This window comes from Rhodococcus sovatensis (assembly GCF_037327425.1).
Classification (GTDB): domain Bacteria; phylum Actinomycetota; class Actinomycetes; order Mycobacteriales; family Mycobacteriaceae; genus Rhodococcoides; species Rhodococcoides sovatense.
Genome location: NZ_CP147846.1, coordinates 4426769 through 4450999, shown reverse-complemented (window position 1 = coordinate 4450999; position 24231 = coordinate 4426769). Strand labels below are relative to the sequence as shown.

The window sequence follows — 24231 nt, the reverse complement described above, 5'->3', positions numbered from 1 at the left end:
CCGATCGGCCAGAAGCGCAGCAATTTTCGGCCGCTACATCATCAGTCAGAAGCCAATCCGAGATGTCTTCTTCAAACCTCAGCAGCGCACAGCTGCGGAGGCCATGTCGACGGGTGACGATCGGGTGCGGGCTCGAGTCTCGATGATCGGCACCGGGAGTATCGGAGTGCACTGTCATGGGACCCCGGTGCTACGGGATCCGTACCTTCGGTGCCGATGCTGCTCTGCACCTGACAAAATGGACACCACTATGTTCTGGAATCTTCGTTGTGAGAGGCAACAGCTGTGAACACTTCCCACTCGCATCACACTGGGCAACGCTTCGCGTCGTTGGCGTGGGAGCTGGCGCAGGAAACTGGATCTGCTCCGACGGCCCAGCGCATAGTCGACCTGGCGGTAAAGACGATCTCCTGTTCCGGAGCCGCTGTGACCACTTTGCGCAGCGACGGGACCGTGAAGATCGTCGCCGGATCCGATTACGCCGTTCTGTCCGCGGCTGCACGCATCGCGGATCGTACCGGTCAATCATCGACCAAGGCCACGCTGAGCTCGAAAGCAACGACCGTCAACAACGATGTCGAGCATGATCCGCGGTGGGATGAGTATCGGCGTCTGATTACTGTAGATACCCCGATCCGTTCGACCGCCAGCTTCTATCTCGCGTTGGTCGGCGTCGAGCTCGGGGTGATGAGCTTCTACTCCCACCGGCCGCGGTTCTTCACCCCGGACGTACTCGACAATTGTGCGATCTACGCCGATCATGCGGCGGTCGCGCTCAAGGCGGCCCGGGCGGAGGACCGCAGCAACCAGCTGGCCCAAGCAGTGGTGTCGAACCGCGAGATCGGTATCGCAACCGGCATTCTCATGTCGCGCTACGCAATTGCCGAAGACGCAGCGTTCGACATGCTGGTGGTTGCGTCCTCGCACACCAACCGCAAATTGCGCGAGATCGCCGCGGAGACCGTCACGACCGGCGACATCCCATCGTGGCGGCCGAAACACACGTCACCGACTGTCGTCGATCCGAGCGCACGCCAGAGACCAGCGTCGACACATGTGCCCGGGTCGGGACAGTGAGCCCTCGAAGGCGGGATGGCGCGCTGCCCGATGTGGTGCTCGCGCAGCAACATTGACCGTCCCGTGGAACGATGCCCGCCACGAGAATTTCTCGAAAAAAAGTTGTACAACCATCTTGGCACTCTCGGCCTGGGAGTGCTAACTTCTGTTTTGCACAGTGAAGAGCAGCCCGCCACAGGGGCGGGTGCATCTGGGAGTTCAGGAGGTGGTTGCTGTGCTTCGCTTCGACCCGTTCCGAGACCTCGATTCGATTACGTCGGCGATGCTGGGTACCTCGAGCGGTTCCGATCGTGCACCTCGGTTCATGCCGATGGACCTGTACAAACTCGACGATCACTACGTGCTCAGTGCCGACCTTCCCGGTGTCGACCCGGGTTCGATCGACGTCGACGTCGACCGCAGTACTCTCACTCTCACCGCCCACCGCACTGCACCTGATACCGATGGGGTGCAGTGGATCTCATCCGAACGGTTCGCCGGAACGTATCGCCGCCAGATCGCCCTCGGGGACGGTGTAGACACCGAACGCATCGCCGCGTCCTACGACAACGGTGTCCTGTCGGTGACCATTCCACTCGCCGAACGCGCGAAACCCCGCAGGGTCGAGATCAGTGCAGGCGATAGCGGCGGTCAGCGGTCGATCGAGACGCAGCAGACCTGACCTGTCAGCCAGCCCCGGCTGATTCGTCGATGTTTCTTCGAAAACGGCACCGGCGACGAAAGGTCGGGCGATGACGACGGCGTCCAGCCGCCCCGGCAGGACAGTAGGCGCCTGCCGGGTCAGGTGGGCGGTGGCAGGTGACGACGTCCCCTCCGCCGCCCCCAGTGCCTCGATGAACCCAAGTACATCGATGAAAGAGTGACGAAAAGTGACGATGGTGGCAGAACGTCCCGGACTCGGGCAGGATAAAGGCAGCAACACTGATCCCGTCTACTGCGAGCGTGATCACACAATGATCGACTATGCGCTTCGGTGGGTGAACCACGGCGGCGGACCGGAAGAGGACATCGAAACCCGTTTCGGCATCGCGGCGCGCGAGTTCCACCGCGCCGTCATCGAAATCCTCGACCGCGAGCCCGGCAGTGTGTTCGGTCACCTCGGACTCAGCCCGGTCATGGTGACACGCATCAAAGCGATTGCGCGACGCCGTATCTGGGTTTGACGGGCTGATTCGCATAGTCGGAACACGTCTGTCGCCCCGCCCGGTCTCGCTGCTGCGGCTTGCTGTGTCTAGTCGTAGATGACGTCGGCTCCCGTTCGCCTCAGTTCTTCCAGGCCAGCTCGGAACTGGTGGAGGTATTCGGGGGAGTGTCCAACCCAGTCGAGCATCTCTCCGACTATTTTCACCGGGTTCGGGCTCCGGAAGGACTGAGTGGGGTTGCCGGGGAACTTCTTGTCGGTGACGTTCGGGTCGTCTTCGACGTCGCCATCCGGTTCGACGATGTACACACGGGGACCGCCCGGACCGGTCGCCATCTCTGCTGCGAGAACCGCGTTGTCCAATACTTTCGTCATGTAGACGTTGTTCGAGATGAGCTCGGAACGGTAGTTGGATCGATACCCCGGGGTGAGGAAGTCCCCGACCCCCAGGTCGGCTTTGGTGCCGTGGAAATAGGCACCTGATTCGTGTACCTGGAACTGTGGGGGTGTGTCCGCTGTGTCTGCCATCGATAGCCCCTTCGTGTGGTGATGTGCCGGGCGATTGTGCACGCCGTAGGGGGTCTTGCCGCAAGCCCCCATCCCGCAGTTACAGTGAAGAGGGATAGAAGCACAGCGCGTGGTGCGCGCCGCCCACCCCGCGCCGTCAGATCAGACCCGCCCGGTGGGCGGCGATCGCCGCCTGGACACGATTGTCTGCGTGGAGCTTGACCAGGATCGCGCTGACATGAGCTTTGACGGTGCCCTCCACCAGGTGCAGCCGCCGCGCGATCTGACCATTGGACAGGCCTTCCCCTAGCAGCGACAGGACGTCTCGCTCGCGGCTCGTCAGTCGCTCGATTCTCGACTCGATCTGCTCGAGGCCTGCCAGGTCGTCACGCACCTGGCCGATAACCCACTGGGCGATGGCCGGGGAGAGGTAGGCACCACCCGCCGCCAGTGCGTGCACCCCGGCTAGTAGCTCACGTGGGTCGCCTGACTTCAGCATGAACCCTTGGATCCCTTCGCCGATCGCCCGCGCGACGTATTGGTTCTCGCCGAACGTGGTGAGGATGCAGGCTGCCGTGTGTGGGACGGTTCGCCCGATCTCTGCGGCAGCGGAGATTCCGTCGAGAGCCGGCATGCGGATGTCGAGTAGGGCTACGTTCGGTTGATGGGCCTGAGCCAAGACAATGGCCTCTCGACCGTCCCGAGCCTGTGCCACAACCTTTACGTCGGGATCAGTCGAGAGAACAGCACGCACGCCCGCCAGAATCATCGGCTCGTCGTCCGCTAGCAGGACGCGGATCATCCTGCGTCTCCGCAGGGGACGCGCGCTATGAGTCGAAACCCTCCGTGGTGAGGCCCGGCGGACAACGTCCCACCGCACGCCCGCAGTCGTTCTTGCAGCGCCACGAATCCTGTCCGTGAGCCGGGACTGCGACGGAGCGTGGTGTCGGGTGGAGTGTTGGTGACCGTCACCTGAGTTTCCTCGGCGCTTCTATCGATCGTCACGGTGACGGCGGATCCGGGGGCGTGGCGTGCGGCGTTGGTGATGCCTTCCTGGACCACGCGGTGGATGCAGCGGGCCACAGGGAGAGCGGTATCTTCCGGACCGTTGCGCTCGAGGGTTACGTCCATGCCGGCTTCAGCCGCTCGCCGGATCAAGTCGGCGATGTCGGGGCTACTAGGTCCCCACGCCACCGGACCATCGCCGCGCAGCATTCCGATGACCGCGGCGAGCTGAGTGATCGCCGACGAGGCGCCAGCCCGAAGCGCCGAAGCCGCAGCTTGATGCGTCGTCGTCAGGGTGGTGTCCATCTCCATCGCACCGGCGCGTAAGGCGAGCAGGTTGAGCTCGTGACCCAGCGAGTCGTGCATGTCCTGCGCGATACGACTGCGTTCCTGCAGGCGAGCTCGCTGAGCCGCCTCATCGGCCAGCTCGTCCTGCTGGTGCAGGTACCGACCGCCGAGCCAAGGGGCGCCGCAAGCCAGGCCGATGACGAGAAGGGCCACGCTCCAGGACGACCCGGTGACAGCGCTGAGCGCGATTCCGCTGACGGCCCCCGCTCCGAGGATTGCCGCCGCCCCGCCGACGTCCCTGGCCCGTCGGCCAGCGACGCCGGCGACCGCCGCGGCAACGACGCACAGCGCGACGGTCCATGGCGGGACCACACCTTTCATGCTCTGCCCAGCGCCAAGACTCAGCATCACGCTTGCCACTAGCCACACCTGTGGGTAGACCCCGGCCGCGAGCACCCGCGTCGGCTGACTGTCATGCCCGCTCATGGCGACGATACTAAGCCCCGAAAACGGCCGATCACCTGAAGAGAGCGGAGCCTCACCGCCACCACGACTACGCCGATCGTGGTCGCGGCCCCAAACCAGATCATCAGGGCCGGCGAGTACAAGAGCAGCTGTTCGTGGGTGAGGTCGCGGCCCCCACCGATCCACGATCCCAGTAGCCGGGGCAGCGCAATCAGCAGTAGCAGCGGTACGAACCACGCGGCGAGTCGAAGCGCGGTCATCCACCACGGGCGACGGGCGGCCCCAGCAGCCCACGTCCCGGCACGTCTTACCGTGTACGCCCCAATTCCGATGCTGATCAGTGTCAGGGCGGCCAGTGCCAGGTCGATGTAGAGACGCGTCGCGGCAATCTGTTGCGGCTCCTTGCCTTCGAGGATCGTGGCGATCCCGTCGGCCAGGAGGTACGGACTCTCGTTGCCCAGGCCCAGGCCACTGTTGCTCATGATCGCGATGCCGTGCCCCGATGGCAGCAGCATCTGGTACGCCGTATACGTGAACCAGACGCCGCTGTGGCCCCATCTGCCCTTCTGGTCCCGATCCCAACCGAGGCCGTACGGTTGATCGTTCGGCGTCGAGCGCATGAGGTCGATGCTCTCCGGCGTCGCGAGACGTTCGCCATCGGTGGCTATCCCCTCGTTGTTCTGCATTATCAGCCACTTCGCCATGTCGTCAGCGGTCGTGATCACGCCGTCGGAGCCACTGACGAACCTCTCGGCCTCGGTCGCAGCGACGGAAATACCGTACAGATAGGTGTGCCCCTCTCTCACCCCTTCTGGCAGGTCATCGGGCGTCGTGTCGATGGAGGTGCTGTCGTTCATGGCAAGCGGATCGAGCACCTTTTTGCGGAGGTAGTCGGTGAACGGTTGCTGGCTCACCACCTCGACCAGACGAGCGGCCAGGTGATAGTTCGTGTTCGTGTAGTGGCGACGGGTCCCAGGCGCCTCCGCCAGGGTCGCGTCGCGGGCCCGCTGCTCCGCAGCCTCGAGACTGTCCGGTTGCGGCAAGCTCTTCTCGCGCAAGGTCTCGTCGCTGATACCCGAGGTCTGGTTCAGCAGCTCGCGGACGGTGATCTTCGAGCTGCCGGGATCGTCGACCTCGAAATCGGGCAGGTACGACTGCACCGGTTCGTCCAGCGCCATGTTCCCAGACTCGACGAGCTGCATGACGGCGAGCGCTGTGAAGGACTTGCTCACCGACGCCACCGGCATCGGGGTGTCCGCCGTCATGTCCGCACCGGTGGAGTCGTGCCCGTAGCCCGCAGCCAGGAGAACTTCTTCACCCTGGGTGATCGCAATCGAGACCCCGGGGTACCCGGACCGGTCGATGTAGTCGGTTACGTATTTCTCGATCTCGGACGGACTGAACGCGACGGGCGCTGCCCGCGCCGATTGCGTCGGTAGCAGGACCAAGGACACCACTAGCGTCGTTCCGAGTATGGCTTGGATGAGTCGAAGTCGCATCTTTTTACGCTACGAATTCGGTAGAGCCCGCACCCGACCCGAAAGTCGGTTGGTACCCCCGACCTTCGTCGGGGGTCGTTCCATGTTGGACGAGACTTCACCACTTCGGTGTCCGCACCGATGCACGGCCCGTTCAATGTGAGACAGATCATTTGGAGGCGAAAAGGGCCTGGTGGGGCGCCCGTTCAATCGGTCGTTGGTGCCCATCGGACATTTTACGGTGGTACGTTCCTGTCGTTGTGACCGAGCACAATTGGTTCGACATTGGAATGTCCATCGGTATCCGGTCGGGGGGTACTTCACATCAGGGAGACAAACTATGGGCTTCATCGCATCGATCATTGCTGACGTCATCTTTCAGCTGATCACCTCGGGCAGCGCCGAGAGTGGAACCACTGCCGCCAGTACCGTTCTCGGGGCCTGAAGTAGGAAGGCTGCGCCGGATGCACGCCGGCGCAGCCTGTTCCGGCACCTCGTGTGAAGATGGCAATGACATCATTCGAGGCTGACGATTGCTGCTTGATGAAACCCAGCGCCGGGCTGCCCTATTGAGTACGCGATTCCAGCTGTAGCCGGACGGTGGGGCTGGCTCTACTCCGAGTACAAGGTTCTGGCCTATGCCTTTGTCATCGTGCTCGGGGTCGAATAGAACTATGAAAAACCACTTCCGAGCAAGTGCGGCAGGAACATTGCTGGCAGCTACATTCCTATTGGCAGGGTGTTCGGTCGATTCGGAGCATCGAGCTGTGTCGTTCGAGTTCAGCGGGTCACGTTTGGACGTTGTGAATTCGAATGCAAACATGCCGGTCACCATCGCGGAGCAAGCAGGCAGTGAGCAGGTCGTCGTCACGGTGCAGACCGAGTCGATGGTCAAGAGTGCGAACACTCCAGCGTGGTCACTCGATGGCACCAGGCTGAACCTGGGGACGCCCTGTGGCGAGGGCATTGTCGGGTACTGCGAGGGCAGCTATTCGATCGTTGTACCGGCGGGGACCGAGGTTCACGTCAATGGTGCACCCGCGAAAACACGTTAGTCAGCCTTGTTCCTGCGCGCGTAGGTAGGCCAGAACTGCAGTAACTCTGCGGTTCTGGTCGCCGTTCGGCGGAATGTCAAGCTTCATCATGATGTTTCCGATGTGTTTGACGACGGCGGCCTCGCTGATGAACAGCGCTCGCGCGATGGCAGCGTTGGAGTGACCTTCCGCGACTACGAGTACGTCGCGTTCCCGTGCTGTGAGGCGCTGCAACGGGTCGTGACGTCGGCTGATCATCTGGCTGATGACAGCGGGATCGATCACGGTGGCACCGGACTGTACTCGGCGAAGCGTATCTGCGAAGTCTCGGACATCGCTGACACGGTCCTTCAGGAGGTAGCCGATCCCGGTCCCGCCTGTCCCGTCGAGCAACTCGGCGACATAGCTCTGCTCGATGTACTGACTGAGGACGACAATTGGCAGATTCGGCTTTTCCTGTCGAAGCTGTGAGGCTGCCGCAAGACCTTCGGAGCCGAAATCCGGTGGCATCCGTACATCTGTGATGACAAGGTCAGGATCATGTCGTCGGCAGGCTGCCAGCAGTTCCTGCGCTGATCCGACGGCCTCAACAGTCATGAATCCGTTGCGCTCCAACAACATCTGTAGACCCTCACGCAGTAGAGCGTTGTCTTCGGCGAGTACGACACGCAACTTTGTTGCGGGATCAAATTCGCTGCGGGACGGTGCAACACGACATCGGCTCGAGTGGCGGCGCTGTGCTTGCGGAGATATCGATTGCGATGCTCATTGGACTACTGCTCGGTGCGCTCGTCGCAACAACTGCGCTGGTCGGGCTTTGGATAGCAACGTTCCGCGTCTACGGCACGCCTGTGGTTGCAATTCCCTGGACACTATTGGGAGGGATCGCGGTGCTGGCGATGACACTTACTGCGGCCACCGCGGCCATCTCCACGCGTTCCGTACTGCGTGAAAGTGCTGTCAGGGCGGTCGGTGCCCCGGACTAGCACTGTTTTCGTCTCCTCAGGATCGGCCTGCTGGTCGAGGAGTGAACTCGACCCTTCCGGAAAAATGTGCCGTATGCCCTGTGTCCTCGGCTGCCGTTCAGCGTCCTCGTGCGAAGCGCGGGCGACGGTGCCTCCGCCGTTGCGTTTCGCCTCGTACATGGCGACGTCCGCCTCGCGGATCGCGTCGAGCAACTGTTCGGTGCTCGGGGGCGCACCACATGCTGGCACAATCGTCGCACCGACACTGAGAGTGACCGGTGGTGCGTCTGCTCGCGGTGACACGCTGGTCGGAAACGAAGTCACGATCTGGTCGACGGCAGTGCGCGGCCCGGTGACGATGGCGGTGAATTCTTCGCCACCGGTGCGCGCCACGATGGCGTCCGGTCCTACATAGCGAGTCAGTTGGTGCGCCACATCGGTAAGTACCGTGTCTCCGACGGCATGGCCGTAGTTGTCGTTCACCGATTTGAAGGAGTCGATATCGACCACCACTGCTGCAACGGTCGGGGCTGCACCGCCGAGGGGGACCAGTCCGCTGGCGAGTTCGTCGAGTCCGTCAGAGAGCCCGCGCCGGTTGTACAGGCCGGTGAGTGCGTCCCGGCGGGCCAGTTGGGATTGTCGAATCATTCGCGACCATAGCGCCTGCAGAGTTGCTGGTCCGCCCAGCGCAACAGTCACCACAATTTGTGCACGAACGACGATGGTCGCGACGGATTCGCTGCCGTCTTTCAGCGCTGCAAGGGTGAGTACTACGACAGTAGCGAGAACCACCCCACTGTGCACCGCCAGGCTTTTTTGGCCGAGCGCGAGCAGCAAGTACAAGCCTGGCGCCATCAGTAGAGGAGCAGCGACGAGCGCCTCCGACGGCGATGCCAGGAGCAGCAGAATCGCTACGATTGCCGCTTCGGCCCAAATACCGAAGAGCAGCGCAGCAAGTGAGCATCGGCGCACCTCGACGGTCATCCAGGCCACAGCCATCGCCGAGTTCAGCACGAGGATCGTTGCGACAACCCAGGCGCTGCCGTTGATGAAGATCTGGCTGTCGGTCAAGGCCACGGCGCCGATGACCGATGCGTTCGCGGTAGAGGCCGCGATCAGCCTTCTGGTCCGGACGCCCAGGAACGTGGCGGGGTTGGCTCGTGCGCGTGCCGTCGAGCTGGTGGGTGACACGGCTCCACCTCGCCGCCCGGTCCCGAATGTCGGGGGTATGAGTGTGATCACGCCCGCTCCGTCTCCTTTGAGCCGAGCTGGAGCTTTCGCCTGTTCGGTGAATGTACTGCTCTTGCTCGATGTGTCTCGATACTAGACTTAAGGCCACAATTGATAGCGTTAACGGGGAAAATGCTTAAACGAGGCACGCGGTACTCTTCACGCGATGGTATCGACCGATGCCGGCGCGCAGCCGGACCCGACCGCCCGGACCGCGGACGTCCCGAGCTCGGACCTCGCCGCGTCCGGCGAGCCGCGAACGAGGTCGAAGCGACCGGGTGGCCGTAGTGCTCGCGTACAGGAGCAGGTGCTTACCGCCACGCTCGCTCTGCTGACCGAGCGCGAGATCGACACCATTTCGGTGGCCGATATCGCGGCTCGTGCGAACGTAGCGGAGACGACGGTCTATCGCCGATGGGGTAGTCGTACCGGGGTGGTCAGCGAAGCGGTGATGAAGCTGGCAGTGGCCAACAATCCTCCCCCGCGAACCGGGAGTCTGGCCGAGGATCTCATGACGCTCGCCAAACAGGTCGCAATGCTGATCGGCCGTCCAGAGGTGCGGCGACTGTTACGTGCGGTCTATGCGCTGTCGGGTGACCCTGAGATCGACGAGGCTCGTACGGCCTTTTACGCTGCGCGTTTCGAGATTGCCCGGCACATCATCGAGCAAGCGCAGCAGCGGAACGAGATCGGTACCGATATCGATTCCGACGATGTGATCGAAAGTCTCGTTGCACCTATGTATTTCCGAATTCTTGTCAGCGGCCGTGAGGTCACCGAGGAGTTCGTGGAGCGGTGTGTTCGCGACACCCTGCTGCTTTTCGCCGGGAAGTAGCTGGCTCCCGTTGTGCCGCGGGTAGTTCGGCAGTTCAGGAGTTCTTTCGCCGATACATGTCGGCGTCGGACTCGACGAGAAGAGATTCAAGTAGTCCTCCACCGGGCGAGTAGGCGGTACCGATGCTTGCGTGCACGGTGCACAGCCGGGCGTCGATGTCGATGGGGCGAGTCATGCTCTCAGCCACCGTGCTCGCGAGCGTGCGCATTCTGGATTCGGCATCTGTTCCCCGAAGTACGATGACGAATTCATCTCCCCCCGTACGGATCACGATGTCGTCCGGGCTGGCCGCGTCGAGTATTCGGTGCGCGGCGGATTGCAGCACTCGGTCACCGAAGAGATGTCCGAAGCGATCGTTGACGCCTTTGAAATTGTCCAAGTCGACGACCACCACCGCAGTCGACTCCTGGGAGGGTCCTTCGGTCAGCTCTTCTTTCAATCGCGCGTGGTTCCAGAGACCTGTCAGCGGATCGTGCCGGGCGGCGTAGCGCGCTTCGGCCTCCCTCTTCTGGATGTCGTCGTGCAGCTGGGCGTGCTCGATGGCGAGTGCTGCGTGATCGGCGAACAACTCGAGGATCTCGCACTGTTCGGGACCGGGTCTGAGGCCATGGACGGGCAAGTCGACTGCGAGCATTCCGAGCCATCGCCCGGTAGACCCGTGTAGCGGCGCGAACAGAAAGTCCATTGGATGCCACGCGTTGGGGCTGTTCGAGTGCTGTCGCGTGCTCGTCCAGATCCCGTTGTCCATTTCCGTGACCGCGGGGTTCTCCGACCCGTCGATGAAGCGCAACCTGCCAAGCGGGCGGGAGGCCGCTGTCATGCGGGTCCAGAATTCCTCGGTTTGCACCGTGTTCATCAACGATCTGCGCGCATCTTCGTCTCCGACGACTGAGACCACCTCTGTGCATCCGTCTGCTCGAACGAAGTTCATTGCTGCAACCTCGAACCCGGCGGCATCGACCACGCCCTGCGTGATCGCGCCGAGTGTCGTAGTCAGGTCGAGACTGTGATGAATCCTCGACGTCACGCCATGCAGCGCACGAAAAGCCGCGACGTGCAGTGACGGCGGTAGACGTGCTGCTTTCCATGGGGACAAAGGGTCGTCTTTTCGTGGTGAACAATCGAGCATGTGCGGCGGACAGACTGAGTCAGCGTCCGAAGGGTTCCGATTGTAGGTGCTGAACCACGTTACGGTTGTGGAAACCCCCTCGCCGTCGACCTTCGGGCGGCCTCAGGCGGCGCCGTCCTCGATAGCGTGCAATACGACGGCTGCGGTCTCGCTGACGAGTTCGTTGTCGAATTGCGCTGTGGGGTTGGTCTTCTCGGTCAGAATTGTAATTACGACGGGTGAGCGTTCTGGCGGCGTGACGACGGCGATGTCGTTGCGAATCGGCCCGGCGCCACCTGATTTGTCGGCGACGGCCCATCCAGCGGGTGCGCCCGCGCGAACAAGGGGATCTCCGGTGGCATTGCCGCTCATCCAGTCGAGCAGAATCGAACGGTTGCTCGCGGTCGAATAGCTGGTTTGTTGCAGCGCAGTCATGCTCTCGGTGAATGCGTCTGCTGCTGTGGTGGTGTCGTCGATCGAGTCGGAGGTGATGGTGTTCAATCTCGGTTCGTAGTTGACGACTTGGGTAGTTGAGTCGCCGAGCCGTTCCAAGGCGTCGTCGAGGCCTTCAGGTCCACCGATACGGTCGAGTACGAGGTTCAGCGCAGTATTGTCGCTCTCGCGGACGGCTGCCTCGGCGAGTTCGGCGGCAGTCAGCCCGGTGTCGAGATGTTCGGTTGTCACCGGTGAGTAGCCCGCGCGGTCGATATCGGATCGAGTCCACCGCACGAGTTCGTCGCGGTCCTCGGTGGTGCTCTGCCGTAGAAACTCGGCAGCTGCGAACGCTTTGAGTGTCGACGCGAACCCGAATCGTTCCCCGCCGCGATAGCTGATCGTCTCTCCGGTCTCGGTATCGAGCGCGCTGACTCCGACTCTCGCGTCGAATCGTTGCTCGAGGTTGTGAATGTCAGTCGAGACATCGATTGGCGCAGGCTGGTACGTCCGAACGGTCGATGACGCCGGAGTAGGGCCGGAGGGTTGCAGTGGGGTGGATTGCGGTTCGGCACATGCAGTGAGCAACAACGCGAATGCGGCCGCCACAGGGGCGAATCGACGACTGGTGGAGCGCATATTCAGCGACTGCTTTCTTCAGGTATGTCGACATCGGCAGTGGGACAACGAAGATGAGGATCGCCTATGTATTGATCCTTCCGGTCGGGTGAAACCCTACCCGCGAATCGGAATGACGACGCTACTGCGTGTTGGAGCTTGATGTACGCATCGCCGGCCGCGAGCGCTGCGTGCATTCCGATCTCGTTCGAGGGCGCCCCGTTGAACCAAATCGATTCCTTGGCGCACTGTTTCCGTGCACGGCTTGTATTCGAACAGGTGTTCGAGTAGTCTTCGTGTTATGGGGATGCCGGGGGGCGATATGGACGAGTGGCGACGCGAGACCGAGTTGGGTGTGTCGAGCTTGCTGGTCGGCTTGTCCGATGCCCGGCGTGCTGAGAATGTTGCGTCGGCGGTCCTTGTGCGTCGGTTGTACGGTCTTGTCGATTTCCGGGTGTGTGCGGAGGCGGAGCTGTTCGATGCCGGTGGGGATGCCGATCTTGCGCGTGCGGAGAGGGCTGCTGAATGTGAAGCAGCGGTGGCGCTGTCGCTGTCTCGGACGGTCACGCGGGAGATGATCGTGGTCGGTAAGCAGTTGGCGTGGCGTCTGCATGGGGTCGATGCTGCGTTCGCTGCGGGTGATCTGGATTATTCGCGGGTGCGGGCGATTGCGTTGACGTTGGTCAAGGCCAGTGATGAGACGGTGCAGGCGATCGAGGCTGATGTGCTGGCTGCAGCGTATCGCTGCAATGCCAAGGCGCTGCGTGAGCGGGTGTGGAGTCGGTGGATCGACCATGACGACGCCGAGGCGAACGCGGCACGAAAGGCTGCCGAATCCGAGGAACGGTGCGCGAGCATCAAGCGATGCGATGACGGTATGGCGAGTTTGTTTGCGAAGATGACGGCGCTCGAGGGCGCCGAATGTGACTCCCTTCTCGAGGAGTTGGCCGGGACTGTGTGTTCGCGTGATCCGCGGAGCAAGAAGCAGTTGCGTGGGTATGCGTTGATTGCGCTGATTCACCGTGAGGATGTGATCGCGTGCCTGTGTGGCCATCAGGGGTGTGCGGTCGGTGGTGCTGCGGATTTGATGAAGCCTCGCCGTACGCATCTGCTGCAGATCATGATCAGTATCGAGTCGCTGCTCGGATTGTCCGGTGACCCGGCCACTCTCGGTGATGGGACCGTCCTCGATCCGGAGACCGCGCGCATGATCGCCGGTGATGCTCGATGGCAGGTCTTTCTCACCGAAGTGCTCGACGCTGCCCGGGCACAGGCGAGCCCCGAACCGGCCCCCGCCCCCGAGTCCGTGACTGAGACTGAGACCAAGCCTGTGCCTGTGCCTGTGGCCGAACCAGAGACCGAAACGGTGCCGGCACCGGAGACGGGAACCGACACTGACACCGCGGGCACTGGCACACCTGATTCAGCTCCCGCGCCTGAGTCTGGTGGTGGTGTCGCCAATTCCGGGTCGGCCGGTGGACCGCGTGCATTCCGGATCATCGCGCGGGGCCGGGTTCGTCCTGCCGCGTCGCTTCCCGATCCGGCACCCGGACAAACTCGTTCACCTGTGGCAGGTGCAGGGCGTGCACGGTCCTCCGCGGGAGGTGAGGTGGCACTGTCGGAGGCTATTGCTGCTTTCCTCGCCGCAGCCGCAGCGGACCCGTCACTGGCGGCGGGGAGTGACCCGGACGGTCACGGCGGTATGACCGAACCACCACCGGGGGCACTGACCTACCGGCCATCGGCAGAACTCGTCGCGCTCACGCGCGCAACATATTGCACGTGCACCTTCCCGGGCTGCAGTGTGCCCGCAGCCCGATGCGACATCGACCACATCGTCCCGTTCGACCACAACGACCCGGTCGCCGGTGGCTGGACGATCCTGTCGAATCTGCAACCACTGTGCCACTACCATCACCAAGCGAAAACACTGAAGCTGTGGGCCGCAGCACGATTGAACGGAGACGGGATCTTCTGGACCTCGTGTTCGGGTCTACGCAGGATCACACCCTCGACGTACGGCTCGGTGATGGTTCCCGACGATTTCGTCCACAACCGGCCCTCGTCACCATCACCGGACCCCGCGACCGATCACTACTACCAACACGTCGCTGACCCATGTGCTCCCGAGACGGCGGCAGCGGGATCTGTTCGCGAGCGACCCGCCGATGACCTCTACGAACCCACATGGTGGGAAACCAACATCGGCGAGAACAGCGAGTGGGGCGATCTGATCGACACCGACAGAGCAGCCTTCGTGCCCTCACTCGGCGACATCGCCCGACTCGAGGACCCCAGAGCCCGCGACGAAGCGATCTTCCTCAGAGAACGGTTCCTCGAACACCGAGCCATCGTCACAGCACGCGACCGCTACCGCTACCCACCATTCTGAACAGCCCCCGAACTCACCCGCCTGCGCCGCGTGCCGCAGCCGGGGAGCGGTGTGGCGTCCCGACTGCGGCACTGTCTACCGTGCGGCACTGTTTGCCGTGCGGCACTGTCTACCGTGGCCTACGTCATGCTGGGCTGGCGACTGAGAGTCGGTTCTCGGAGGCGGCGAGCGGATCGAAACCGTCCTGCTTGAGCAAAGTGTGGATGTTGCGCCGCCTGACCCCCATGTTTCCGCCGTCGTAGACCGGGAAGCAGAGGACATCTTCCATGATTGCGGCTATCGGGGTCAGGTTCGTGTAGGCATCGACACCGACCAAGCGCATGGCGTCGTAGACGACCTGAACCGAAGTTTCTGAGGCAAAGACCTTGACCTGGTTGGCAAGCTCGCGGTCTTTGCCACCGGTGCGGTCGAAGTGATCTGCGGCCTTCCACGCGAAGTAGCGGACGGCTTCGATCCGAGTCTTGATGTCAGCGAGCATGTACCCCGCATTCTGGTAGTCGATGACCGGCACAGGCCCGGAACGATGGTCGGTCTTGGCGAACTCGTAGGCATAGTCGAAGGCTGCGCGCATTCGACCTACGCACGCGGCACCGATCGACGAACAGGTCCAGGAGAAGGCCGTATTGACGATGTCGAGGCCGTCACCCGGGCTGCCGATCATGTTGGTCGCCGGTACTCGCACGTCGGTGAATTCGACGCGGGGAGAGTTGGTTGCGCGGTGCCCGATGGTGTCGATCATGTCGGTGATCTCGACCCCAGGTGTGCCACGTTCGACGACGATGACGGCGAGCGATTCCGACGGTGGCAGGCTGGGATCAGTTCGGCACACAACGCTGATGAGGTCGGCACCGTTTCCGTCCCACCCGGAAGCATTGGTTGTGTAGTGCTTTGCGCCGTTGAGGACCCACTCGTCACCGTCACGCCGGGCGAAGGTTCGAACCCCGACGGAAGGGTCGGGCGAATCGTAGTTGGCTCCGCCTGACACCTCGGTGTAGGCGATTGCTGCGAGTCGGGCAGTGCCGTCGCAGAACATAGGAAGCCAGCGCTGCTTCTGTGCGTGCGTGCCGAAGTTGATGATCGGGTTCAAACCGAGACCGGTACCCAGAAGCGCTGTGGGAACGTTGATGTCGACCCGTGCGAGTTCCTCGGCGGCCAAGCTGAAGGTCAGGTTGTCGAAGTACGCGCCGCCGTACTCGTCGGGAACCAGCCCTTTCACGAATCCGAGTCCTGCGAGCTGCTTGTAGATCGGTTCCAGTGCATAGAAGCGGTCTTCCGGTCGCGTCAGGGACGCGATCGCCGGTGCGACGCCGGAGAGTATGTCGTCGGCCACTTGACGCGCCATCATGCGTACAGCAAGTTGTTCAGGGCTGAGTTCGAAGCTCAAGGTCATCGGGGGCTCCTCGATGCTGTGGAAGAAGTGGACGGGCGACGTTGCCTCGTTCCAAGCATCTCTGGAGACCATCGGCTCGGTCTTGTATCCGACTGCACCGACCTCGGTAGAATCGTGCAGATTACGCGAGCAGCGTCTGTTGCCTGCGACAATCCAGTTGTGGCTGCGAGAACTGCATGGACTTGCGGTAGTCGGTCGGGCTGCAGCCGAATCGAGAGCGGAACGCTTTGGCGAGATGCGCCGAGTCGGAAAATCCCCACGTCGCAGCTATGGACGCGATGGAACGGTCGTTGTGGGCATCGGCCAAGTCCCGACGGCACGCTTCCACCCGGCGCTGGCGAACGAGGGTGCCGAAGGTGGTGTCGGAGCGTTCGAACAGGGCATGTAGGGCGCGCACCGACACTCCCAGGTGTCGCGCGGTATCCGCCGCCGTTACGCGACCGAATGGCAGGTGCGTCTCGATGTAGCGTCCGGCAGCGACCCGCAGCAGGTCGTCGGTGTCGTGGCCGCGTCGACTCTCCTGCTCTACAGCACCACCGAGCACCGCGCGCAATAGATCGACGTGCGCGGCGCCGATCATCTGCCGTTCGACCGAGGCGAACGACGAGTCACTGCGCCACGTCTCGAGCATCAACGCGCTGAGGAGACGAGCCGATCCGAAAGTGCCTCCGAAGCTGCGCGCGGTGGTGGACCTGTCGGGAGCTGTCACATCGGCGAGTTGGGCCTGCGGAAGTCGAAAAGACAGCACCCGCCACAGCGATCCCTCTTCCTCTGGTTCGACGAACTCCAAGCGATACGGGCGGGTTGAATCGACCACGGTGAACTCACCACGTGAGACCATGCACTGTCGGCCGTCCTGAGTGGTCAGACAGTGTCCGTCCAACTGCAAATTGACGAACACGACGTCTTCCGCCGTCCGTGCGACTTCGCGGTGTCCGTGCTCGATCCGTTGAGTGCACGAGGCAATTTCCGCGGCATTGCTACCGCCGACCTGATTCGAACGCACCCATCCAGGTAGTCCGGACGTTACCGAGCTTCGTTCGATGTGATCGCGAGACCTCCACGGTGCCAGCGGAGTGAAGGCCTGGCACAGTACGTCAGCCCAGTAGCTCATCTGATCAGGCATATCTAGATCTCGGGTAGTCCAAAAGGCAGTCACAGAGCGCTCCGCATCCAGTTTCAGGTGAGAAAACACTAGAACGCGGTTGTAAGGAGCGGGATGATTTTGCGTTACAAATTCCTTCCACAAGGCTCACGCCGAGGTGCCGGGCATTGAGAGTACAGATTTGTCCTCGAACGTCGATGACTTTCGGCCCTCACTCGTGACCATTCCGGCGGCGAGGATGGGAGAACGTGCATCGCTCGACCATCGAGCATGGCACTGCTCGAGAATCTGGAGGACATCTCATGAAAGCTGCTGTCGTCACCGAGTTCGGCGGGCCCCTGGTAGTGCAGGACATCCCTATTCCTTCTCCTGGACCGGATCAGGTCTTGGTGAAGATGGAAACCTGCGGAGTGTGTCATACCGATATTCATGCAGCACAGGGCGATTGGCCGGCGAAACCGACTGTTCCCTTCATTCCCGGGCATGAAGGCATCGGTGTTATCGATGCGGTCGGGTCACAGGTGTCGAAAGACCGAATCGGTGAACGTGTCGCAATCGCATGGCTCGGATCGGCCTGCGGCGAGTGTAACCATTGCGTGTCCGGGTGGGAGACGCTGTGTGAGAAGCAGCAGAACAGTGGCTATTCACTGGACGGTGCCTATGCCGAGTACGCAGTCGCCCACGCGCGCTACGTCGTTCGCGTTCCGGACGGAGTCTCCTCCTTCGACGCAGCACCATTGACGTGCGCCGGGGTGACCACATACAAAGCAGTCAAAGTCGGAGGCGTGACGCCTGCGCAACGTGTTGCCATCTTCGGCATTGGCGGACTGGGCCATATGGCTGTGCAGTACGCCAGGATCGCCGGCGGATTCGTCACCGCCGTCGACATCGACGATCAGAAGCTGGATTTGGCTCGCGAACTTGGAGCCGACCACACGGTGAACTCGTCGACCACCGACCCGGTGGAAGCGATCCAGGCGCTGGGCGGGGCCGATGTCGCGATCGTACTGGCCGTGGTCCCCAGCGTATTCGACCAAGCATTCCGGTCGTTGCGGCGAGGTGGGCGCCTGGTGTGCGTGTCGATGCCTGCGCATGGAGTGATCCCCGTGCCGATATTCGAAACGGTGGTGGGGGGCATCTCCATACTCGGCTCGATCGTCGGCACCCGGAAGGACCTACGCGAGGTCTTCGCGTTACACGATGCCGGGCGAACCACAGTCTCGGCTGTGTCGCGCAAGCTCGACGAGGTCAACGAGTGCTTCGACGACCTCCTCGCTGGGCGGGTGACAGCGCGGCTCGTATTCGAGTTCTGAGTTACCGTTGACTCTATGTGACCGAAAGTCGGGCTGTTCACTTCCATCGCCTTCTCGAGGTCTCCGTCCACCACATCACCGGTATGGTCATATCGGCTCCTCGAAACGACGAGCAGGCCGGTACCGCAGCCTGTAGCGCGCCACCGTGTCGTCGATTTCCTGCTGTTTGTGGGCCGTCAGAAGTGCGGGGTCGAGTCCGTGGCTGACCAACCGATGACGCTGGTAGATGGGCTTGAGCGCAATCATGAAGTAGACGAAGGGCAGCAGGAGGATCAGCGACATTCCTGCACGTATGAACAGCGGACCGGGCACGAGCAGACAAGCGCCCAAGAGTGGGAGCAGCGGGACGATGCACCGCGTGGCGTAGTGCCGCGTCGAACCGGGGCCAGTGATGTCGTTGATCACCCAGTCATTGAACTTCTCGGGTAGCGGCCGCCCCGCTATGTAGCGCGCGACCTGCCCACGATTGGGTCGAGGTGCGGGGGTCATCGTGTGGGATTCCTGTCGGACATAGGGGAGTAGTGCATTTCGCGGTGTTCGGCGCCGGTAGCAGCTCCACTCGTGTAGGTGCTCAGGCGCACTTTGAGCCAATTAAGTTCTTGCCGAAGCTCATCGGGGAGTTTGTTGCCACCGATGGTTGCGTACCACTGATCGATGAGGGTGAGTTCCTCGACCATTTCCTCGGACTGGATAGTGAGCGCCTCTTCGAGGTCGTCGTGGTCGAGGCCGAGTCCGGTGAGGTCGAGTGAATCGGATGTGGGGACGAAGCCGAGAGGGGTATGGGTGGCGTCGGCCCGTCCGTCGATTCGGCGCAAAGCCCAGTCGATGACTCGGAGGTTCTCACCGAAGCCCGGCCACAGAAAGTCTCCGTCGCCACCACGGCGAAACCAGTTGACGTAGAAGATCTTCGGAAGGGCTCTGGGGGAATTTGCGTCGGCCCCGATGTCGAGCCAATGCTGGAAGTAGTCACCGACGTGGTATCCGATGAAGGGGAGCATCGCCATGGGGTCGCGGCGGAGCACGCCGACAGTTCCTGTCGAGGCCGCCGTCGTCTCCGACGAGAGGATCGAGGCGAGAAACACCCCGTGCTTCCAGTCGAATGCCTCGGTGATCAAGGGAATGGTTGTGGAGCGTCTGCCGCCGAAGAAGATGGCCGAGATGGGTACTCCCTGAGGGTCGTTCCACTCCGGGGCAGCCGTGGGGCATTGTTCGATGGGCGTGCAGTAGCGGGAATTAGGATGTGCAGCAGCGGTTTTGGTGTCCGGAGTCCAATCATTGCCGCGCCAGTCGATCAGGTGATCGGGTGCCTGTTTCGTCATACCCTCCCACCACACTCCGCCGTCGTCGGTCAGTGCGACGTTGGTGAAGATGGAGTTGCCGCCGGCGATGGTGCGCATTGCGTTCGGGTTCGTCTTCATCCCTGTCCCGGGGGCCACGCCGAAAAAGCCTGCTTCGGGGTTGACGGCGTAGAGCTGCCCGCCCGCACCGAAGCGTAACCAGGCGATGTCGTCGCCGATCGTTTCTGCGGTCCAGCCGTCGAGAGTCGGTTCGAGCATCGCCAGGTTGGTCTTGCCGCAGGACGAGGGAAACGCCGCCGCGATGTAGCGGACATCTTTGGTCGGTGAAGTGAGCTTGAGGATGAGCATGTGTTCCGCCAGCCAGCCCTCGTCCCTGGCCATCGTCGAGGCGATACGAAGGGCAAACGACTTCTTGCCGAGTAGCGCGTTGCCGCCGTAACCGGATCCGTAGCTCCATATGGTCCGGGTCTGCGGGAAGTGGCTGATGTACTTGGTGTGGTCACACGGCCACGGCACGTCCTGCTGGCCGGGTGAGAGGGGGGCGCCTACAGAATGTAGCCCCTTGACGAAACGTGCATCGGTGCCCATGCGTTGCCAGACTGCGGTGCCGGTACGTGCCATCACGCTCATGGACACCGCGACGTACTCGGAATCGGTTATCTCGACTCCGAACTCGGATTCTGCCGAGTCCAAGGGGCCCATGCAGTACGCGACGACATACATCGTGCGTCCTGCCATTGCGCCCCGAAACTGCTCCGTCAACACGGTCGTCATGTCGACCGGGTCCATCCAGTTGTTCGTCGGGCCTGCACCGGATTCGTTGTCCGAGCAAATGAAGGTGCGATCTTCCACGCGCGCCACATCGTCTGGATCGGAGATGCACCGGAAGGAGTTCGCGGGTTCGCTCAGTTCGACGAAGGTGCCACGATCGACGAGAACAGCTGTCAACCGAGTCCATTCTTCGGAACTGCCGTCGCACCATTCGACACGGTCGGGAGTTGTGAGTGCGACGACCTCGTCCACCCATCGCTGCAACTCAGGGTGCGAGGTCGGTCCGCGGCTGAAGTCGAGATCGACGGTGCTCGCTGTAGTCATGGTGTGCTCCATTCGAAGGGGCTGTGGTGTGGATTTCCGGGCGGCGTGGAAGCGGGGACGGCCCGTCTAGGTCGGTAGGACGTCACCGGGAGCCGTCTGCAGCACCAGCGCGCGTGCACACGCAGCGAGTGCCGGTGTATCTATCCGCGAGAACATCTCTTTCCGGAGCGCGACGGACAGTCCCGCCAACGACGCTGCGGCTGCTGACATGACATCGGGACCGGCTGTGATCGCCCACTCGATCTCATCATCGAGGTGCTCCGGAACCCGCAGGTCGACCAGAATGTCGTTGTGTGAGCTCACACGCCTCAGCGAGAAATCCTGGGCGTCACGGGTGTTCCAGCTGGTGATGCTGCCGATTCCGCACTCGAGAAGCACCGGGCCCAGCAACGGTGCGCGTTCTGGGCACGCAATGACCACGCATCCACTGCCTCCAGGAACACCACGATTTGCGAGTGTGGACATCACGGCCGCCGCCAGCGCGACTGTGATCGCACCGACTTCGGTAGTGCACGTCACGTTGTTCGGTCCGTCGACGTCGGGAAGAAGGATTGCGCTCCTGGACGAGACCTCGTCGCGGATATGTGACGTACTCATGCCGCTGACCTCCTGATTGGCCGTAGACCTTCTGTTTTATTACTTTATAACTATACGATCTACTTAATTTCGAAAATTAGCAAGTAAATGGCCTGTGGCGTACCCGTCACAGTGCTGGGTTGCTAAAGTTCGCAAACAGCACAGTCCGTGCGGCCCAGCATGCAGGAGAGAGACCGTGACCCAGAAATTGCGAAAGCCGCTGAACCAGATGAAGGCCGACTTCTTCAAGACGCTCGGCCACCCGGCGCGAATTCGTGTCCTGGAGCTGCTCAGCGAGCGCGAGTATGCGGTGTCGGAGATGCTGCCAGAAGTCGGGATCGAACCCGCGAACCTTTCGCAGCAGCTGTCGATCCTCAAGCGCGCCGGTCTAGTTTCTGCGCGCAGGGAGGGGCTCTCCGTGTCGTACGTGCTCACTTCTCCCGACATCGCCGACCTATTGGCGACGGCGCGATCGATCTTGTCCACTGTTGTAGCCGGCCAGGCCGAGATGTTGGACTAGGGCTAATTGTTCTCTCCGGAACAGGATTGCCGCCGTTGGCGAGGTCATCTCAGAAAGAACGCGTCGACGAGCACGTACGCGGCGACGGCGAAGACCAGGTACGCGAACCAATGTTGAAGTCGGGCGGTATTGACGCGGGTTCCGAAGTGCCCGGCCAATACTGATCCCACAATTGCGGTCCCTGCGAACGCAGCCGTGATGGCCCAGTCGACGCTCGTACCGCTGAGGTGGGAAACCAGCCCGGCCGCGGAGTTGGCAACGATGATGACAAGGGAGGTGCCCACCGCAACGGACATCTCGATGCCGAGCATCAGCACCAGAACTGGGATGATCAGGAACCCGCCTCCCACTCCGAACAGTCCGGTCATGAAACCCACGGCGAGGCCCGCCGGGATGGCGCGAGGCGCGCACCGTCTCCAGTTGATTCCCGATCCTGCTGTGCTGCAGGCTGTTCCGGTACTTCCGCGATCGGCGAGCGTGCGGGCCCCGGCGGCAATCATCACGGCCGCGAATCCAGCCAGCAGAACCGATTCCGGAAGTAGTAACCCCACGGCACTGCCCGCGAAGGTGGCTGGAATGCCGGTCGCAGCGAAGACGCCGGCAAGACGCCATTCAACCTGCTTAGCGCGGAGCTTCGGAATCGCTCCCATCGCGGACGCCGCGCCGACGACGATCAGCGAGATGGGGATTGCTTGTTCCATCCCCATCTCAAGCGCAAACACCAGCACGGGCACCGCCAGGATCGAACCACCGCCGCCGAGCAGGCCGAGCAGTACACCGATCACGGCGCCGAATCCGAGCGCCAGCATCAACGTCATGGGAAAACTCTCCGCTCTTACCGATCTCTCCGAGATACCCCCTAGGGTACTTGACATACCCTAGGGGGTATACGACACTGTGTCTATCGCCCTCGCAGAAACTGGGCCAGCACTACGGAGGAACCATGATTCTCGAGCAGTACTACATCGAATGCCTCTCGCACGCGTCCTACTTGATCGGCGACGAAAGTACCGGACGAGCGATCGTCGTCGATCCGCGCCGCGACATCGCCGAGTACCTGGACGACGCCGTCGAGTACGGTCTCACCATCGAGGGCGTCATCAACACGCACTTCCATGCCGACTTCGTCTCCGGGCATCTCGAGTTGGTCGATGCCACCGGCGCGTGGATCGGTTTCGGTGAGGCCGCCGAAACCGACTACCCCATCCGTCGACTGCGACCTGTCCGAGCGGATCTCGCTCGGACAGGTCGAACTCGAGATCCTCTCCACCCCCGGACACACGTGGGAGTCGATCTCGGTACTGGTGCGTGAGAACCCGAGCGCCACCCCTACCGCCGTGCTCACCGGGGACTCCCTGTTCATCGGCGATGTCGGCCGCCCTGATCTGGTCAACCTCGGTGACGGATCCACAGCTGACCTCGCCAAAGCGATGTACCACACGGTGCACGACAAGCTGCTGACGCTGCCCGATCAGGTCACCGTCATGCCTGCCCACGGCGCTGGCTCGTCGTGCGGAAAGAACCTGTCCACTGATCTGACCTCCACCATCGGTGAGCAGCGTAGGACGAATCCTTCCGTGCAGCCGATGGATGAAGAAGCGTTCGTAGCGTTGGTCACGCACGGCCAACCGGCCGCACCGTCGTACTTCTCCGCGGACGCTGCCATGAACAAGGGCATGCACCCGCTCCTGTCCCGGGACCATGTCGTCCCAGAACTGACGCCTGCAACGGTGCGAGCGGAACTCGCGGCAGGCACCCGCGTACTCGATGCACGCAGCGTCGATGATTTCGCAGCCGGGCATCTACGCACATCCGTCAACGTCGGCTTCGATGGTCGATTCGCCGAGACCGGGGCATGGTTGCCGAGGTCGGCGCGAGGATTGTGCTCATCGCCTATCCGGGTGACGAACAAGAGGCAGCGATGCGTTTGGCCCGAATTGGTTCGGATCATGTGATCGGCTATCTCGGTGTCGATCGTGACGGGTTGTTCCCTGCGGAGCTGGCCGAGCTGGTTCGTAGCGCTCCGCGCACCACGGTTGACGAGCTCGATGAGTTGCTGGCCGTCGACGGAGTGACGTTGGTCGATATCCGTAACCCCGGTGAACGCGAGTTCGGCACCATCGAAGGGGCGGTCCCGATCCCACTGGCGCAGTTGCGAACCAGGCTCGAACAGGTTCCCACCGACAAGCCGATCGTTGTGCACTGCGCAGGCGGATGGCGCTCGAGCGTGGCTGCATCGTTGCTCCGCGCACAGGGTTTCGACCGTGTCTCGGATCTGCTCGGTGGTTACGACGCCTGGTCCGAGGCTCACGTCCCTGCCTGACATGTCCCTGCCTGACATGTCCCTGCCTGACATGTC

At 62.3% G+C, this 24231-nt stretch carries 22 protein-coding genes and 1 pseudogene; 9 read left to right on the top strand and 14 right to left on the bottom strand.

The window, feature by feature from the left end:
* The first annotated feature begins 285 nt into the window (after positions 1-285).
* The 3 genes from WDS16_RS20790 to WDS16_RS20780 all read left to right on the top strand — a co-directional run bounded on the left by WDS16_RS20790 (position 286) and on the right by WDS16_RS20780 (position 2240).
* Positions 286-1077, top strand: coding sequence for a GAF and ANTAR domain-containing protein (locus WDS16_RS20790; protein ID WP_338887336.1), 792 nt, complete (start codon positions 286-288; stop codon positions 1075-1077).
* A gap of 214 nt (positions 1078-1291) precedes the next feature.
* Complete coding sequence (locus tag WDS16_RS20785) at positions 1292-1738, top strand: Hsp20/alpha crystallin family protein (protein ID WP_338887334.1); 447 nt, start codon at positions 1292-1294, stop codon at positions 1736-1738.
* Between the two features lie 214 nt (positions 1739-1952).
* Positions 1953-2240, top strand: a complete 288-nt coding sequence (locus WDS16_RS20780; RefSeq protein WP_338893556.1) for a DUF3263 domain-containing protein — start codon at positions 1953-1955, stop codon at positions 2238-2240.
* A 68-nt stretch (positions 2241-2308) separates the two neighbouring features.
* Here the strand turns inward: WDS16_RS20780 and arr are convergent, their stop codons facing one another.
* The 4 genes from arr to WDS16_RS20760 form a co-directional block, all read right to left on the bottom strand.
* Positions 2309-2746, bottom strand: coding sequence for an NAD(+)--rifampin ADP-ribosyltransferase (arr, locus tag WDS16_RS20775; RefSeq protein WP_338887332.1), 438 nt, complete (start codon positions 2744-2746; stop codon positions 2309-2311).
* Between the two features lie 136 nt (positions 2747-2882).
* Positions 2883-3527: a response regulator transcription factor gene (locus WDS16_RS20770; RefSeq protein WP_338887330.1), complete on the bottom strand. Its 645-nt coding sequence runs from the start codon at positions 3525-3527 to the stop codon at positions 2883-2885.
* Positions 3524-4504 (bottom strand): sensor histidine kinase, encoded by a 981-nt coding sequence (locus tag WDS16_RS20765; protein ID WP_338887328.1) that lies wholly within the window; start codon positions 4502-4504, stop codon positions 3524-3526. Before WDS16_RS20765 ends, WDS16_RS20770 begins: the two co-directional genes overlap by 4 nt.
* Positions 4501-5982: a serine hydrolase domain-containing protein gene (locus WDS16_RS20760; protein WP_338887327.1), complete on the bottom strand. Its 1482-nt coding sequence runs from the start codon at positions 5980-5982 to the stop codon at positions 4501-4503. Before WDS16_RS20760 ends, WDS16_RS20765 begins: the two co-directional genes overlap by 4 nt.
* Before the next feature lie 782 nt (positions 5983-6764).
* Here WDS16_RS20760 and WDS16_RS20755 point away from each other — a divergent pair.
* Positions 6765-7016 carry a hypothetical protein gene (locus WDS16_RS20755; RefSeq protein WP_338887326.1) on the top strand — a complete coding sequence of 84 codons (252 nt, stop codon included), beginning with the start codon at positions 6765-6767 and terminating at the stop codon, positions 7014-7016.
* Here the strand turns inward: WDS16_RS20755 and WDS16_RS20750 are convergent, their stop codons facing one another.
* Together WDS16_RS20750 and WDS16_RS20745 are read right to left on the bottom strand one after the other, a co-directional pair.
* On the bottom strand, positions 7017-7667 hold the full coding sequence (locus tag WDS16_RS20750) for a response regulator transcription factor (protein ID WP_338887324.1): 651 nt from the start codon (positions 7665-7667) through the stop codon (positions 7017-7019).
* Positions 7668-7867: 200 nt separating this feature from the next.
* Positions 7868-9151: a GGDEF domain-containing protein gene (locus tag WDS16_RS20745; protein WP_338887322.1), complete on the bottom strand. Its 1284-nt coding sequence runs from the start codon at positions 9149-9151 to the stop codon at positions 7868-7870.
* Between the two features lie 205 nt (positions 9152-9356).
* Between WDS16_RS20745 and WDS16_RS20740 the strand changes: the two genes are divergently transcribed.
* Positions 9357-10025 (top strand): TetR/AcrR family transcriptional regulator, encoded by a 669-nt coding sequence (locus WDS16_RS20740; protein ID WP_338887320.1) that lies wholly within the window; start codon positions 9357-9359, stop codon positions 10023-10025.
* A 34-nt stretch (positions 10026-10059) separates the two neighbouring features.
* On the opposite strand, the gene WDS16_RS20735 is transcribed toward WDS16_RS20740, so the two are convergent.
* Together WDS16_RS20735 and bla are read right to left on the bottom strand one after the other, a co-directional pair.
* Positions 10060-11121, bottom strand: coding sequence for a sensor domain-containing diguanylate cyclase (locus tag WDS16_RS20735; protein ID WP_338887318.1), 1062 nt, complete (start codon positions 11119-11121; stop codon positions 10060-10062).
* 135 nt (positions 11122-11256) lie between these two features.
* On the bottom strand, positions 11257-12204 hold the full coding sequence (gene bla / locus WDS16_RS20730) for a class A beta-lactamase (RefSeq protein WP_338887316.1): 948 nt from the start codon (positions 12202-12204) through the stop codon (positions 11257-11259).
* A 280-nt stretch (positions 12205-12484) separates the two neighbouring features.
* Between bla and WDS16_RS20725 the strand changes: the two genes are divergently transcribed.
* Entirely contained in the window at positions 12485-14575 is a 2091-nt protein-coding gene (locus WDS16_RS20725) for an HNH endonuclease signature motif containing protein (protein ID WP_338887314.1), read from the top strand.
* Between the two features lie 124 nt (positions 14576-14699).
* On the opposite strand, the gene WDS16_RS20720 is transcribed toward WDS16_RS20725, so the two are convergent.
* Together WDS16_RS20720 and WDS16_RS20715 are read right to left on the bottom strand one after the other, a co-directional pair.
* Positions 14700-15965 (bottom strand): acyl-CoA dehydrogenase family protein, encoded by a 1266-nt coding sequence (locus WDS16_RS20720; RefSeq protein WP_338887312.1) that lies wholly within the window; start codon positions 15963-15965, stop codon positions 14700-14702.
* Positions 15966-16086: 121 nt separating this feature from the next.
* Positions 16087-17079: a helix-turn-helix domain-containing protein gene (locus WDS16_RS20715; protein WP_338887310.1), complete on the bottom strand. Its 993-nt coding sequence runs from the start codon at positions 17077-17079 to the stop codon at positions 16087-16089.
* 293 nt (positions 17080-17372) lie between these two features.
* On the opposite strand from WDS16_RS20715, the gene WDS16_RS20710 reads away from it, so the two are divergent.
* Positions 17373-18383 carry a zinc-dependent alcohol dehydrogenase gene (locus WDS16_RS20710; protein ID WP_338887309.1) on the top strand — a complete coding sequence of 337 codons (1011 nt, stop codon included), beginning with the start codon at positions 17373-17375 and terminating at the stop codon, positions 18381-18383.
* An 87-nt stretch (positions 18384-18470) separates the two neighbouring features.
* Here the strand turns inward: WDS16_RS20710 and WDS16_RS20705 are convergent, their stop codons facing one another.
* The 3 genes from WDS16_RS20705 to WDS16_RS20695 all read right to left on the bottom strand — a co-directional run bounded on the left by WDS16_RS20705 (position 18471) and on the right by WDS16_RS20695 (position 21373).
* Positions 18471-18872, bottom strand: coding sequence for a DUF5313 family protein (locus tag WDS16_RS20705; RefSeq protein WP_338887307.1), 402 nt, complete (start codon positions 18870-18872; stop codon positions 18471-18473).
* A complete protein-coding gene (locus WDS16_RS20700) occupies positions 18869-20776 on the bottom strand; it encodes a phosphoenolpyruvate carboxykinase (GTP) (protein WP_338887305.1) in 1908 nt (635 codons plus the stop codon). The genes WDS16_RS20705 and WDS16_RS20700 overlap by 4 nt, the downstream gene beginning before the upstream one ends.
* Positions 20777-20842: 66 nt before the next feature.
* Positions 20843-21373: a hypothetical protein gene (locus tag WDS16_RS20695; protein ID WP_338887303.1), complete on the bottom strand. Its 531-nt coding sequence runs from the start codon at positions 21371-21373 to the stop codon at positions 20843-20845.
* 208 nt (positions 21374-21581) lie between these two features.
* Here WDS16_RS20695 and WDS16_RS20690 point away from each other — a divergent pair, with 208 nt between their 5' ends.
* Positions 21582-21872 (top strand): ArsR/SmtB family transcription factor, encoded by a 291-nt coding sequence (locus WDS16_RS20690; protein ID WP_422395848.1) that lies wholly within the window; start codon positions 21582-21584, stop codon positions 21870-21872.
* Positions 21873-21916: 44 nt separating this feature from the next.
* Here WDS16_RS20690 and WDS16_RS20685 read toward each other — a convergent pair whose 3' ends face one another.
* Positions 21917-22690 (bottom strand): sulfite exporter TauE/SafE family protein, encoded by a 774-nt coding sequence (locus WDS16_RS20685; protein ID WP_338887300.1) that lies wholly within the window; start codon positions 22688-22690, stop codon positions 21917-21919.
* Positions 22691-22815: 125 nt separating this feature from the next.
* Here WDS16_RS20685 and WDS16_RS20680 point away from each other — a divergent pair.
* Positions 22816-24195 (top strand): annotated as a pseudogene (locus WDS16_RS20680) (MBL fold metallo-hydrolase).
* Positions 24196-24231 lie beyond the last annotated feature (36 nt).